Genomic DNA, 13,739 nt, shown 5'->3' with positions numbered 1-13,739 from the left:
CATAGCTGCGCAGGTAGTGGTTGCGACTGGGCATATCCTGGGCCCCACCAAGTTTCGCCTCTCGGCCGAAACTTGGTGGGGTGGATCTGTAGCCATCGATATCAGCGAGCGGTTGGACCGCGGTGAAGCCGCTGCCTGGGTAGGGGACATCCTCGACCCGGGCAGCGGCTTCACCGATATCGCCGATCGTGCGCCGTTCCAACGCTCAGGGGCAGAGCAAACGCTCGCGATCGGCACCGTCTTGGTCATAACCCGGAAGTGTCGCTGTTCGACGAGCAGGCCGCCGCCCCGGCCGACCGGGAACTACTGCTCGAAGCCGATCTCATCCACGCGCACAACCGATTTCCGGTCCAGCAGCCCGGATGGCCGCCGCTCCGGCTCAGTCGTGGGCGTGTGAGTGATCGTCGGACAGATCTATTTGATGCACGTGCCGATGCGAATGCTCGACTCCGTCATGGGTATGGGTGTGCTCGTGTTCGAGGTGGTCATGCTCGTGTGCGCTGTGGGCGTGGCTATGGGTCAGCGTGCCGTGACTGTGTGCGTGGGCATGAGGCTCGGCGTGGGAGTGTTCGTCGGTCATATCCCGGTTCCCTTTCCGTATCGAGTGGGTTCTACGGCAATGCATGCATACCAGTACGTCGCGGTGATGTCCGGGAAGGTCCGGACCGGCATGTTCGGCGTTGCCGACCGCGTCAAGTACCAGTCGCAACCGGCGCGTCAGCCGACCTGGCCGGACTTGACGGCGCTCCGTGAACCCGGGTCGACCGCGAGACCGGAGATGAGCTGCTCGATCACCGAGCGGATCGCCGCGGTGTCCTCGGCGGCGTCGTCGTCGGAGTGCGCGAGGTATTGGGCGGCCTCGTCCAGCGCGCCGACGATAACCAGCGCCAGCGGCCGCACGGGTTGGGTTCTGATGCGTCCAGCGGCGATGGCTCCGGCCAAGGCGTTCTCCACCAGACCGATCGTGTGTCGCAGTTCGATCTCCCGCCACAGGCGCCAACCGAGCACCGCGGGCCCGTCCAGGAGCGCGATCCGTCGCACTTCCGGAGCGGTCGAGGCCCGCAGCCACGCCAGGCAGCCCACGATCAGGTTGGCGATCGGATCATCGGAATGCGACTCGGCGACCGCGGCACCGATCACCTCGACCAGACTGCGTTCGAGGTCCTCGAACACCGCCTCGAACAGATCCCGCTTTTCGCTGAACTGGTGATAGAGCGCACCACGACTGACACCTGCGGTCTCGGCGACCACGACCGTGCTCACCGCGCCGTATCCATACTGGCCGAACAGTTCTCGCGCGGCACGGATCACCGCACCGCGCGTCGAGGCCGAGCGTTCGGCTTGGGTTCGGCGACCAGCGTTCATAGCGACGTTGAAGTCTAGGGCAGCACCGAATTCGCTTTCGATCCGAGTCACGTCGCCCCTTGACCGGTGACACCACCATCCTGGAACATACAGTCATCCTGTTTGTATCTTAGAAGGATTTCTGATTATGTCCGCTGCCACCAAAGATCTGTTCGAGCGCTACCACGCCTGCTGGGCTGATCGCGACCCCGACCGCATCGTCGCACTGCACACCCCCGACTCGATATTCCACCTGCACTCCGGTAGCCAACCCGCTCGCGGGCGCGCCGAGATCCGCGCCGCCGCCGTGGAGACCTTCGCCCTGGTCCCGGACCTGACCTTCCACCTGGTCACCCTGCGGGTCGGCGACGACTTCTGGGTGGTCCAGTGGAGGCTGTCGGGTACCTCGGCCATGGGTGGCCTCGTCGATGTGGACCTCGCGGATGTGGTTCTGATCGAGGACGGCGCGGTGCGGGAAAAGCATTCCTACGTCGACGGGGTGGCGATGCAGGCCGCGCTGGCCGCTCCCGCCGATATCGCCTGAGCCAGCGCACGAGCCTACCGCTGTCCGCGGAGTCCGTTGGCGCTGAGGCGGGTTCGATCGGCGCGGGCGAGATGTCGACGCGGTCGCAGGTGTCGGGGGAGTCATCAGCCGCTCACAGAGGCCTCCGATCGCGTCGATCGGTATCCGTTGCGGCCAGTAGTGCGACACGCCCGATTCCCTTCGGGCACTGCAGGTTCAGTGCTGTCGAACAGTCGTTCTGATCGTCGCCGAAGCCGTGACGAAGGATTCATGGCGACGCTTCTGCTGTGGCTGTTGGGAATCGGTGATGGAGGCGGTCGATGTAGCCGCGGACTGCGACGAGTTCGGCGATGAGCTCTCGCGCGGTGGTTGGTCTGGAGCTGGGTGCGCGTTGGATTTCGCGGGCCAGCGTTCGTGCTCGGACTTCGAGAGCGTCCAGGAAGATCCGTGCTTGGGCTACGTCGGGGTCTTCGGTCATCTTGTTGCTCGGATCAGGTTGTCGGGATGGGCGGCTTCCCGTTGGCGATCATTCGACTCGTCTGTATCGCCGTTGCCGTCGTGCGGGCCTCCGGTGTGAGCATTCTCGCCCCAGCGGTGTGGATTGATCAGGCGAATCGCATATCCGTTGTGCCCCGGCGGCAGTGTGGCGTTGATGGTCGGCGCAAACCGAACATCACCTCCCGCGGGCAACTGCGCAACCTTCCCGGCCTCGGCGCGTGACCACCGCCCCACACTGACGCACGACGGTGCCCGCCCGGCGGAGCCGAGCGGGCAGTGGGGCGGCATTTTCAGAGGGCTGGAGCGGCGGCGCGGCGACGAGGTTCGAGGGCGGCGGCGACCAGGTAGCTGCCGCCGCCTGCGAGGGCCAGCACCCAGTAGGGGCTCGCGCCGTCGAGGAAGAGTGCGGCCGACGAGGTGAGGGCGAGCCATGCGCCGAGCGTGTATTGCAGTACATCGCGATAGGCGGCTCCGCCTGCGAGGTAGAGCAATCCGAGGATCAGGCCGGAGCCGGTCGGCCAGAGCAACATCTTCAGGTCGTCCTGGCTCAGCGCCGAGCTCAGTGCGGTGATGATGAAGAACAGTCCGCCGAAGCCGACCAGCCAGGAGGCGGCGAGCAGATTCCCGACGACCGCGTCCTTGCCGGTCGCGGAACGCTGGGCCTTCATGGACACGATGCCGGTGATGATCATCACGGTCAGCAGTCCGGTGATCAGCAGGATGCCCGGCACCGCGGACGGGAGCCGCAGGACGGGATCGTCGCCGTGGGACAGAGCGTACGTGCCGTGGCCGAGCAGCCACGCCACGCCGAAGCTCAGGTAGGACGGCCGGTTGTCGAGCATGGCACGCAGGGTGGATGGACGGGACTCGGGGTGCGAATTGTGCTGAGACATGGCGGATCTCCTGTGTGGAATGCTCCGGGGCCGGTGAGCCCGACCCGGAGGTGAGCGGCACAGTGGGGGAGGTGGATCGGACCGGGCGGTCGCGGCGGTGGGAACGTCGTGGGAAGTGGTTCAGGCCCGGGCGTCCGCGACGATGACGACCTTGCCGACGACGGTGCTGGACTCGGCGAGTTCCATGGCGCGTGCCGCTTCGGTCAGCGGGATGCGTGCGGCGACTTGGGCGCGCAGTGCGCCCTGGGCGGCGAGGTCGAACACTTTGCTCATGTCCTCGGTGATGCGGTTGCGGAAGCGGGTGAGATTGCGCTTACCCGCCCACAGGTTGAAGAAGTGCGCGCTTCGCTTGTTGGGCAGCGCATTCCACACCAGCAGCTGGGCGAACAGCTTCAGCACGGGCAGTCGTGAATTGCCCTCGTCGTTCTTGGTGGCCGCGGTGCCGTAGGAGACCAGCGTGCCGTGCGGAGCGAGCAGCTCGAACGAGTCGTTGATGCCCGGGCCGCCGATGTGATCGAAAACGGCGTCTACGCCTTCGGGTACGAGCGCTCGAACCTGTTGCGGCACATCGCCGCGGTAGTCGATCCAGGCCGCGCCGAGTGCTTCGACGGCTTCGGCATTGCGGGCGGAGGCGGTGCCGATGACGCGAATTCCATTGGCGCGGGCCAGCTGAACGAGCGTCGAGCCGACGCCGCCGTTCGCGCCGTGCACCAGAATGGTCTGCCCGGGCCGCACCTTCGCGGTTCGGTAGAGCATCTGCCAGGCCGTAATCCCGTTGACCACAAAGGTTTCCGCCTCGGCCGCATCGAGGGAAGCGGGCACCGGCACCAGGTCCGCGGCATCGAGCAGGGCGTGGCTGGTCCAGCCGCCGATCTTGGTCAATGCGGCGACACGCTCGCCGACCAAGGTCGGATCGACGTCGGCCCCGACCGCGGTGACGGTCCCGACCAAGTCGTATCCGGGCACGAACGGGAAGGCCGGCTGGTCGTAGTACTTGCCCCGCCGCATCTGCTGCTCGGCGAAGGAGACGCCGCTCGCCTCGACCTGGACCAGGGCTTGGCCGGCTCCGGGAGCGGACAGTTCGCGCTGGGTGACCAGCAGGCCGTGGGGCTCGACGCGGCCGGGCAGGACGATTTCGGTGGCGGTGGTCGTGGACATGATCTTCTCCTAGTGTGTGACTGGTCAATCACTCGATGGGTCGAATAAATGCCCCACGAGGGGGCGGTTGGTTGACGTTAGTGGGAGTTCGGGTGACGAATGCCCGCGGTGAGGATGGCGGCCCAGGAGCTGCCATCGCCGTCCAGGCCGAGGGTGGTGATCAGGTGGCAGAGTTGCCCGAAGGCGATGAACCGCTGCACCTGATCGTCTTCGGCGCCCGACCGCTGTTTGGCGAGGTCGGTCACCCGGCCGAGGCCGTGGCGCAGTGCGTCGCCGATTTCCGGGACATCCGCCACGGACTGGGCGTGCACCTGCAGCATGAGCAGGCTCTTGTCGCTGATGAGTTCGGCGTAGGCGCCGCCCATTTCGTGCAGGATCTGCTCCGGGCTCGCGCCGTCGGCGCGGGCGGCGCCGGATGACAGTGCGCGCTCGATCAGTTCGAAGCAGCGATCGAGCGCGGCGACGAACAGCGCGACCTTGCCGGGAAACAGTTTGAAGACATAGGCCGGTGAGATCTGCGCCGTCGCCGCCACCGTGCTGATCGGTGTGCCGTGATAGCCGGTCCTGGCGAACTCGGTGATCGCGGCGTCGACGACGGTGTCGCGTCGTACATCCGATCGGGAGAGGGTGACTCCGCTCTTGCTCATGTGAGTGACTGTACACTCACTCTTTCGAAGGCGTCAACACCTTTGCTCCGGCCGACGTGAGCGCGCCATCGCTCCGAAGGGGAGTCCGCGCAACCGGCAACTACGTGTGCGCCGCTCCGTCGATCCGGATCTCGGTGCCGCTGATGAAGCGGCCGTCGTCGGAGACGAGCATCGCGATGACACCGGCCACGTTCTCGGGGCCGGCCAGCTCTTCCGGATTATCTTGCGGCAGAACGGCGATCAGGCGACCGAACAGAGACCAGTCGGAGTCCTGGGGGAGGTAGCCGGGGGTGGAGTCGGTGATGCCCGACTTGATGCCACCCGGGGCGACGCTGACCGCGCGCAAACCCTGCTTGCCGTATTCCAGTGCCAGCACGTGGGTCAGCGTCTGGATGCCGCCCTTGCTCGCGGAGTATGCCGCCATGTAGGGGTGTGCGAAGTTGGCCGAGGTGGAGCTGAAGTTGACGATGGTGCTGCGCGGGTTGGCCAGCAGCGCGGGCAATGCCTCTCGGATCACCAGGAAGGTGCCGGTGAGGTTGACGTTGATGATCTCGTTCCACAGGTCCAGTGACGTCTCGTGGGTGTGTGCCGCGCGCAGCATGCCCGCCGCGTTGATTAGTGCGTCCAGCCCGCCGAGGGACTCGATGGCGCTCTTCACGCCCGCGACTACATCGACCTCCCGGCCGATGTTCATCTCGAGGGTGGTCAGCCGGGTGTCGGTGCCCGCTTCGGTGGCCTGCTTGCCGGTCAGTTCCAGGCCCTCGGCGTTGACGTCGGCGCCGACGACGACCGCGCCTTCCGACAGCAGGCGCAGGACGGTGGCCTGGCCGATGCCGGATCCGGCGCCGGTGACCAGAATGCGGCGCTGTTCGAGACGGTTCATGGGCTCTCTTCCTGATCAGTGAAATTGTTTCTGACACAGTATGCTGATATTGGCACTCTGCGCCATTAAATGGCGCGGGCTCGGTACAGTGCACCTGTGAGAAACGAGCGAATCCGTGCCGTGCCCGGACGGGGGCGCCCGGCGCTCAGTGCGACCCGCCGCGCGGCCACGCGCCGGGAAGTGGCGATGGTGGCGGCGCACCTTTTCATTGAAAATGGTTACACCGCAACAACTGTCGACGATATCGCCGCTGCCGCAGGCATGGGGCTGCGCACTTTCTACCGTTACTTCGCCAGCAAGGAAGATGTCGTCGCGCCGCTGCTGGCCATCGGAACCCAGGCCTGGGCGGACGAACTCGCCGCCTGCCCGCCCGAGGTGCCGTTGCGCGAGGCGCTGAGCCGCTCCTACCGCACCGCCACCGCGGGCACGCTCGCGGCGGAGGGCATCGCCGAGACGAGCCTGCGTCCGCTGGTGCACGCCGCCACCCAACTCCCCGCCCTGCGCGCGACCTGGCTGCGCGTCCAGCACGACTGCGAAACCCAGCTCATTCCGATCCTCGCCGCCCGCACCGGTCGCTCCGTCGACGACCTCGACGTCGCCCTCACCGCCGCCATGGCCAATACCGCCGTGCGCCTGGCGACCGAACTGTGGGCCGCAGGCACGGGATCCAACTCCGCCGCCGACGTCGTCGACACCTGCCTTGCCCGCCTCGCCTCCCAAAGTCTGCTGTAGACGCGACGTTTCAGTCCGTCCGGTGACGCCGCCCGTCCATCTCTCACAGCAGCACCCGTTCGGACGGCGATCCACCGACGTTCGTGTCCGCACTGAGCTGCGGGAATCATGGCCTATTCGAGCCGAAGGTCCCGGAGGTCGTGGACAATGGGCCTGGACATTGACGGGCGAGGTGGGAACCGGGAATGCCGCAGGGAAGCCTCGGGCGATCGCCACCTGCGAAAGGAGGACGCGCTATGTCGCGCCGCAAGCCATGGCTCCCTCCACGATGGGTGGTTCGCCTCGCCTGGTACACACACCGCGCCCTGTATCGCGTGACCCGTGGCCGCACCGGGTTGTGGCGTCCCAAGGACCGCACCCACTGGGGGACGATGCGGCTCACCACTACCGGACGCCGCACCGGTCGTGCGCGCGGCGTCATGCTCGGCTACTTCGAGGATGGCTCGAACCTCGTCACGCTGGCGATGAACGGGTGGGCTGACGGCGAACCGGCCTGGTGGCTCAACCTCCAGACGCAACCTGACGCGACGGTCGATCTGAAGGGTGGCTCCCGCGCGGTGCGCGGGCGCGCCGCGGGGGGAGAGGAGCAAGTGCGGCTGTGGGACAGGTGGCGGGAGATCGACCGCGATCTCGATACCTACGCCGCGCTCAGGTCGTCGGAAACTGCCGTCGTGGTCCTCGAGCCGCGCATCGAGTCACGCTGACCGGAAACTCCGATGGCGGGACGATGACCATGGCAGTTGCCGCCCCGCCCGAGACCGCTGTGGCGGATAACAGGACGCAGCAGCGGGTTTCGGCGCTCTCCTCTCCCGACTACGGTCGGTCCTTGCTGTGTTCGACGCTGCCTCCCTCGTCGCGTCCAGCACTCCCGTCGGATGCGGGTTGCGGGGGAGGACCGGGGGTGGTGGCACCCATACCGTGATTCGCACTTCCCTCGAACTGGCCGGTTCCGGACAGCACCGTTGTCAGCATCCGAACCAGCTCGGCCTGGCGATGCGTTCCGGTCTTTTCGAAGGCGCGTTGCAGGTGCGTGCGCGCGGTGTTCACCGAGACCGCCAGTTCCTCCGCGATCGCCCGCAGCCCTTCGCCGCGTAGCGCCGCCACCGCCACGCGCGCTTCGGCCCCGGTCAGCCCGTACAGCTGTCGCAGCGCCTTCGGTCCTCCCGATGTTTCCTGATCCGGGTCGACGATGACGACGAGCGCCGCCGAGGTGCGCTCATCGCGGCACTCGGCCTTCGAATCCAGCGGCACCACCAGCAGTGCGTACGCGCTGGCGCCGCTGTGTCGTGGAATGAGGGCGCGCCCTCCGACATACGGCCCGTACTGGCGGAGTGCCGAATCGATGATGGCGCGCAGTCCGACCGCGGATCTGTTGTCCGATGACTCGAGGTGGCCGCGGCGTCCTATGGCGAGGCCGTCTCGCGATTCCAGGATCGACAATGCCGCTGGGTTCGCGTAGCTGATCGCCCCGCAACTCGACACGATCACCAGTCCGTGCCGATGCACGGCGAGCACGGCGATGGCTTGGTCGCGCTCGGTCCGGACCTCTGTCAAACAGGACTGGACGTTCAGTGCGTGCCGCAGATGTGGGAGCAGCAGGTGCATTGTCGCGGTCGCCTGTGATCGGTCGAGGTCGCGGCCTGGAGCGGGATACACCCCGATCCACGATGTCCTGGCGCCACTGGTGACCAGCGCGAGCATCCCGTTGCCGAGCCGGTGCGGAACCATCCAGTCACGGAAGAATGGATGGCGGCGAAGGTAATCCGGCCCCAGCAGCTCTTCGCACGTCGTAATGACACCGGCGGGTTGGTGTTCGAGCGCACTGGCGATCGGATCGATACGCCAGAATCGGGCGTTGTAACTGCGGCGCAGCTCGTCCGCTCCGAGTGAACAGGCGGTCATCCGCCGGCTACTCGAGCCGGACACGACCAAGCCGCCGTGGTTTGCGCCCAGCGCTGTGACGATATCGTGCACCGCCTGCGACCAGTCACGGGGATGCAGCGCCGCGCGGTTGATTCGCGCAACGATCGCGGAAAACCTCTCGATTGTCATCGCCATATGAAATGACCTGCGGCACAAGAGAAACGGCAATCATCCAGAGTTGAGCATGGGTGCTGATGATAGGTGTTCGGGAGGCACGTCACACGAGTAGTCCGATACTCGATTCTACTCTCCCGAATGCCATCGGCAGGGCCCGCGCTCTCATCTGTTCGGATGAGGACCCGCGTCAGCAACCCTGCTCTACTCGGTAGGGCAACCGGTTCGCTACAGACGGTCGGCTGTGTCTTCCTGGAGGGCATCGTGATCGAGGCATCTGACCACCGGAACCATGCGGGCCCGACATGACAAGATACTGGCCCTTGCCGCGTGGCCGAATCGTCACCTCCCGATTCGGTTCTCGTGGCGACGTTTTCCACTGGGGTGTCGATCTCGGCAGGCCGGGCGGCAGCGGCGCAGTACCCGTCTATGCGGTCCGAGCCGGCACGGTGGTATTCGCGGGTCCGGAGTCCGGGTTCGGCGGGCCCGCCCCCGCGCGCCGGGTCGTCCTCGACCATCCCACCGAAGACGGCGGCGGCGCGACCGTGTACGGACACGTGATTCGCGAAGTCGCAGTGGGCGATCGGGTGGAAGCCCGGCAGCGCATCGCCCGGATCAACACCGACTCCACATCCAACGGCGGTGTCGCCCCGCACTTGCACTTCGAATGGCATCGGCACGCCTGGGGACCGCCCCCGGCTCGACCCGTTGCCGCTGCTGGCCGAAGCCGTGGACCCACCGTCCTCGACCAATGGAGGTTCCCGCATGTCGACGGCAGTTGATTTCGCCGCACGTTTGATCGATCCCGAGGCCATCAAGGCCGCCGGTCACAGTGCTGTCCTGGTCTACGTAGCACCGAGCAGACCCGGAGCCGGTCTCGGCGCCAAGCCGGTGACCAAGGAATATGCCGACCGCCTGAAAGCCGTTGGCCTCGACATTGTTTCGATATGGCAGTACGGCAAGCCCGGTAATGCCCAGGCGCCCTCGGACTGGACCACGGGCTATGACGGCGGGCATCGGATGGGCCGTCAGGCCAGGGAGATCCATTCCGCTGCCGGCGGGACCGGCCGGTGCCCGATCTTCTTCGCGGTGGACGAGGACATCGGGCTGAACGAATGGAACGACCGGGCAGTCGACTTCTTCCGGGGTGTCAACGACTCGATCGGCCGTGAGTGGACCGGCGTCTACGGCTCGTCGAAGGTATGCGCCTGGGCCATCGAAGACGACGTGATCGGCCGGACTTCCGAGGGGCGGTACTGGGCCTGGCAGACGCGCGCATGGTCGGGCAACCGGCTCGATACCCCCGAGGCCGTCCTGTATCAGCGCGTAATCGACACCCCATCCAATCCGGGCCCGCTCATCGACGGTACTTCGGTCGACGTCAACGACATCTTGGCCGCCGACTTCGGGCAGTGGTCCATCGTTCGCGCTGCGACGCAAGGAGAACACACCGTGACCGCCCCCGAATACACCGAACTCGACAGGTTCGGAAACTCCCGCTCGGAGCGCTGGGGAGCTCGTATCACCAACTTCCTGCTGCATACCCAGGAAGGCAACGGCACGGCTGAATCACTGGCGGCGTACCTCAACAACACGGCCAACGGCGTCTCGTATCACTACACGGTCAAGGATGGAATCGTCTGCGATGTCGTGGATACCGATTACGCGTCATGGTCGGTCTTGGATGCCAACAGCCATACGATCAATCTCTGCTTCGCGGGCAGCCGGGCGTCCTGGTCGACCGACGACTGGCTGGCCATCGAAGCAGACCTTCGGATAGCCGCATGGCTGGCGGTGCAGGACGCGAAGAAGTATGGCTTCGCCCCCGATGTCATCGCCCCGCCGTATACGCGCAGGGACGGCATCTCCGACCACAAATACGTGACCGAGTGCCTCGGGATCGGCACGCATACCGACGTTGGCTGGAACTTCCCCTGGGGCGTGTTCGAGAGCCACGTTCGAGAGTTCGCCGGTGGCATACCGATTGCCGGAGCAATCGGCGCGAAGGCGGCCGCATCACCCTGGCTGGGCCCGCGGCTTGGCCCCGAGGGGGAAATGAAGACGGCTGACGGTGTGGGTCGATTCGTCCAATTCCTGCACGGGTACATCTATTGGCATCCGTCCACCGGTGCGCATCCGATCCCGAATTCATTGTTCGAGAAATATGCGGAAACAGGGTGGGAAGCAGGGCCTTTGGGCTATCCGATTACCGACCACACCGTGCTGCGGGACCCGAAGGACGAAGTGTGGGGCGAGGTGCAGGGCTTTCAGAACGGGGCTCTCTACCGGCGCAACGGTCGGCCGGTGTACCGGGTGCATGGCGAGATCCGTGAGCGATGGAACCGAAGCGGATTCGAGAACGGCCCCCTCGGCTGGCCGACATCCGAGGAAATCCCCTTCGACACCGGGACCTACCAGGAGTTCGAAAACGGCCGGATCTACTGGACACCGAAACCGACACTCGCCCTCCTGACAATCGGCGGACGGGTGGAGCCGCTGCGCGATACTGCCTGAGCCCGGCTCGGGTGATGACTTCGCGTCCGTCGGGGCTGCCCGGCCCCGACGACACCGATGGCGCGATCGTCCGCCCTCGAGCGCGGATTCCCGGCATCGACCAATGCGGCTCGGCCGAAAGTGGCTGCCTCCCACTGGGTCACCGGTAGCCATGGTGAGTTCCAGGACCGGATATGGTGCGTGCGACTTCCGTGGTGGTGTCCGGGGTTACGGTGTCCTGCATTGCCGGTGTCCCGGCAGGCACAGTGCTGGGGTTGTTCGGGGGATGGCGGTCGGCGTGCTGGGCCGTCGCCGTCGTCAGCGGCGACCGTCATCGCCGACGGATCATCACTGTCGGAATGGTGGTACTTGTCGGAGTCTGGCTGCTGGCTGCAAGCAGCGCAAGGTCTTCCACCGATACGGTGTCAGCTCGGTGTTGCCCCTGTTGCCCGATCGGCCAGATAGGCCATGATCGTGGTGTACCACTCGTGGTGGTCCAGCCGCCGAAACTCTGGCTCCAACTCCTGGAATCGCTGCTGGACCGCGCGCACCTGGGCCGCGGAAATATCGGGGGCTAGCCAGGCAGTAGTGCGCGCGATCTCTCGGTCGAATCGCTGCTGCCATTCTTCGTCCGATTCGGCCTGCTCCGGTGCGCGGGTTTCGGCCCCGGCAGCCAGATCCAGCGCTCCGTTCTTCAGGGCCGCCGCGATCTTTTTCGCAAGTTTCTCTGCACTGCCTGCGCGCCAGCCGTCGAATATTATCGACAGCACCGAGCTGGGATCGGAACCGGAGTCGCGGGATTGGGCGACTTCATAGCCACCGTGCTGGTCCGGCGCCATCGGGATCTCGATGTCGAAGCCCGCGACCTTGATCGTGTGACAGGTCGTGAACTCCGGCCGGCCGGGTCGTGGTTTGTGCCAGCGGTGTCGCACGGCGATTTCCGCACTGACCAATCTGCGCACGATTTCCCATGCGGAGAACGGCTCGGCGGCAACACCTGCGAAACCGCGCTCGACCTCCTGAACAATGGCAGCCACTGGGCCGGCCGTCGCGGTCTTGCTGGGCTTGGCCAACCGATCGGTGAGATCGCTGATGGATGTCTCGGAGGTTATCGGGCCGATCGGTTCGAGCCACGCCTGGAAGCCCACCGGAGTAGTCAACAGCCCGTTCTGGCGATATGTGAGATACGCGTACAGGAGTACCGCCATAATCTCGCCCGCCGTCGGCTGCTTTTCGGGCGGGACGCGCATAGTGCGCTGGATAGATGCACCCTCGCCGTCCGGCGACGGCGTCACCGTTACGTTGAATATGAGGTAGGGCGGAATGGGGCCCAACGCCGCCGTGAATTCTGGCTTCTCGATGACGAGCCGGTTCAGTGCCAGGCGGTGTCGGCCCGAAGTCGCCACGACCCACAGCTGCGCAGGTTGACCGTCGTCGGTAGCCGGGACGTGTTTGACATACGGGGTCTCCCAGGTGCCCCATACATCCGGCAGCTCACAACGCTTCGACACTTCTTCGTCGAGGATCTGAACCGCCTGGTGATGCTCGTTGACCACGTCGACGAGCCGCAAACTGTCGACGGCGCGTTGCGCGATCTCCGTGCGTTGTTTATCGGCGGCCCGGAATTGGGTGGCGATGGGGCGAAGTGGATCATCATGCGCGAGGTCGGCGGGGTTCCCGAGGATATTCAGCGGGATATCGGCGAGATCCGCCGGATCGACCTGTAGTTGGTCGGCCAGCGCAACCCAGTCCCGCTCCGCCTCTCCTCTCAGTTCGGCAAGGCGCACGGTCGTCGGCATAAACTCGAGCGGTTCCGAAATCTTCAAGCGCTTGGCCAAAGAGCGGCGCTCGTCCCCCAACAATCCGATCCGGACTTCGGCGATCCTTAAGTCGAGGACCGTCGCTGCGTTATCTTCTCGTCCAGCAGGGATCTGCACCATCGGCTCCGGCCGCGGATCGCCGACCGTGTCCGCTACAGTCCGATGGCGTTCCAGCACCTCCGACAGCCGCGCCAGCCAGGCTTCTTCGCGCAGAACCGCGGTTCTTCTGCTGGCTATCATGTTCAGCAAATCGCGTCCGGCCAGCGTGACCCGGGCGAGTTGCCCTGGTTCGATACCGATTCGCGCGGCCGTTGCCACGTGCTTGGCGGCTGCCCGTTCCGTCAGGGTCGTGACCGCTTCTCGGAGCGAGACGATCGGCAGGTCGCGTTCCATGTTGCTGACAATCCGTAGCCGCTTCATCAGCTCGTCACGCTCACGCTCGAGTGCTCGAAGCTGTTCAGGGACGCCACGATCCGTGCTGGCCGCCAAGATATGGGCGGCTGGGCCGATCGGATCAGCGGCGACCTCTGCCCAGCCCGACGCCGTCCACCGCAGCGACCACGCCACACCTGCCTCGCGCCGACTCACCGGTGCGGACCGCGCTTTCCTGTCCAGGTCGCTAACCACATTGTCGAGCCACGGCTGCCAGCCGGTCCGGACGAGCGCTGGGTGCAAGGCTGCCAGTTGTTCTCGACAATCATCGATCTCCGA

At 65.8% G+C, this 13,739-nt stretch carries 13 protein-coding genes; 5 read left to right on the top strand and 8 right to left on the bottom strand.

Features of this window, described 5'->3' with window-relative positions; all coding sequences use genetic code 11:
- Nucleotides 1-379: 379 nt before the first annotated feature.
- Complete coding sequence (locus ACFU4Z_RS08790) at nt 380-580, bottom strand: zinc transporter Slc39a7 (protein ID WP_379060820.1); 201 nt, start codon at nt 578-580, stop codon at nt 380-382.
- 137 nt (nt 581-717) lie between these two features.
- On the bottom strand, nt 718-1,365 hold the full coding sequence (locus ACFU4Z_RS08785) for a TetR/AcrR family transcriptional regulator (RefSeq protein WP_379060819.1): 648 nt from the start codon (nt 1,363-1,365) through the stop codon (nt 718-720).
- Between the two features lie 127 nt (nt 1,366-1,492).
- Here ACFU4Z_RS08785 and ACFU4Z_RS08780 point away from each other — a divergent pair, with 127 nt between their 5' ends.
- A complete protein-coding gene (locus ACFU4Z_RS08780; protein WP_379060818.1) occupies nt 1,493-1,888 on the top strand; it encodes a nuclear transport factor 2 family protein in 396 nt (131 codons plus the stop codon).
- A gap of 767 nt (nt 1,889-2,655) precedes the next feature.
- Here the strand turns inward: ACFU4Z_RS08780 and ACFU4Z_RS08775 are convergent.
- From ACFU4Z_RS08775 to ACFU4Z_RS08760, 4 genes are all read right to left on the bottom strand, one after another.
- Nucleotides 2,656-3,258, bottom strand: coding sequence for an ABC transporter permease (locus ACFU4Z_RS08775; protein ID WP_379060817.1), 603 nt, complete (start codon nt 3,256-3,258; stop codon nt 2,656-2,658).
- A gap of 120 nt (nt 3,259-3,378) precedes the next feature.
- Nucleotides 3,379-4,416 carry a medium chain dehydrogenase/reductase family protein gene (locus ACFU4Z_RS08770; protein ID WP_379060816.1) on the bottom strand — a complete coding sequence of 346 codons (1,038 nt, stop codon included), beginning with the start codon at nt 4,414-4,416 and terminating at the stop codon, nt 3,379-3,381.
- A gap of 77 nt (nt 4,417-4,493) precedes the next feature.
- Nucleotides 4,494-5,063, bottom strand: a complete 570-nt coding sequence (locus ACFU4Z_RS08765; RefSeq protein ID WP_379060815.1) for a TetR/AcrR family transcriptional regulator — start codon at nt 5,061-5,063, stop codon at nt 4,494-4,496.
- A gap of 100 nt (nt 5,064-5,163) precedes the next feature.
- Nucleotides 5,164-5,946 (bottom strand): SDR family NAD(P)-dependent oxidoreductase, encoded by a 783-nt coding sequence (locus tag ACFU4Z_RS08760; protein WP_379060814.1) that lies wholly within the window; start codon nt 5,944-5,946, stop codon nt 5,164-5,166.
- 96 nt (nt 5,947-6,042) lie between these two features.
- Here ACFU4Z_RS08760 and ACFU4Z_RS08755 point away from each other — a divergent pair, with 96 nt between their 5' ends.
- Both ACFU4Z_RS08755 and ACFU4Z_RS08750 read left to right on the top strand, forming a co-directional pair.
- A complete protein-coding gene (locus ACFU4Z_RS08755; RefSeq protein WP_379060813.1) occupies nt 6,043-6,678 on the top strand; it encodes a TetR family transcriptional regulator in 636 nt (211 codons plus the stop codon).
- Nucleotides 6,679-6,914: 236 nt separating this feature from the next.
- Complete coding sequence (locus tag ACFU4Z_RS08750) at nt 6,915-7,382, top strand: nitroreductase/quinone reductase family protein (RefSeq protein ID WP_379060812.1); 468 nt, start codon at nt 6,915-6,917, stop codon at nt 7,380-7,382.
- Between the two features lie 109 nt (nt 7,383-7,491).
- On the opposite strand, the gene ACFU4Z_RS08745 is transcribed toward ACFU4Z_RS08750, so the two are convergent.
- The gene (locus tag ACFU4Z_RS08745) at nt 7,492-8,730 is read right to left on the bottom strand and encodes a helix-turn-helix transcriptional regulator (protein ID WP_379060811.1); all 1,239 of its coding nucleotides are present in this window, start codon (nt 8,728-8,730) and stop codon (nt 7,492-7,494) included.
- Nucleotides 8,731-9,020: 290 nt separating this feature from the next.
- On the opposite strand from ACFU4Z_RS08745, the gene ACFU4Z_RS08740 reads away from it, so the two are divergent.
- Both ACFU4Z_RS08740 and ACFU4Z_RS08735 read left to right on the top strand, forming a co-directional pair.
- Nucleotides 9,021-9,497 (top strand): murein hydrolase activator EnvC family protein, encoded by a 477-nt coding sequence (locus ACFU4Z_RS08740; RefSeq protein WP_379060810.1) that lies wholly within the window; start codon nt 9,021-9,023, stop codon nt 9,495-9,497.
- Nucleotides 9,481-11,229, top strand: a complete 1,749-nt coding sequence (locus ACFU4Z_RS08735) for a glycoside hydrolase domain-containing protein (protein ID WP_379060809.1) — start codon at nt 9,481-9,483, stop codon at nt 11,227-11,229. Before ACFU4Z_RS08740 ends, ACFU4Z_RS08735 begins: the two co-directional genes overlap by 17 nt.
- 404 nt (nt 11,230-11,633) lie before the next feature.
- On the opposite strand, the gene ACFU4Z_RS08730 is transcribed toward ACFU4Z_RS08735, so the two are convergent.
- Nucleotides 11,634-13,616: a hypothetical protein gene (locus ACFU4Z_RS08730; protein WP_379060808.1), complete on the bottom strand. Its 1,983-nt coding sequence runs from the start codon at nt 13,614-13,616 to the stop codon at nt 11,634-11,636.
- Nucleotides 13,617-13,739: the final 123 nt, after the last annotated feature.

This window comes from Nocardia sp. NPDC057440 (assembly GCF_042802915.1).
GTDB lineage: Bacteria > Actinomycetota > Actinomycetes > Mycobacteriales > Mycobacteriaceae > Nocardia.
Note: the sequence above shows the minus strand (reverse complement) of the source record. Positions and strands in the feature narration are given on the sequence as shown.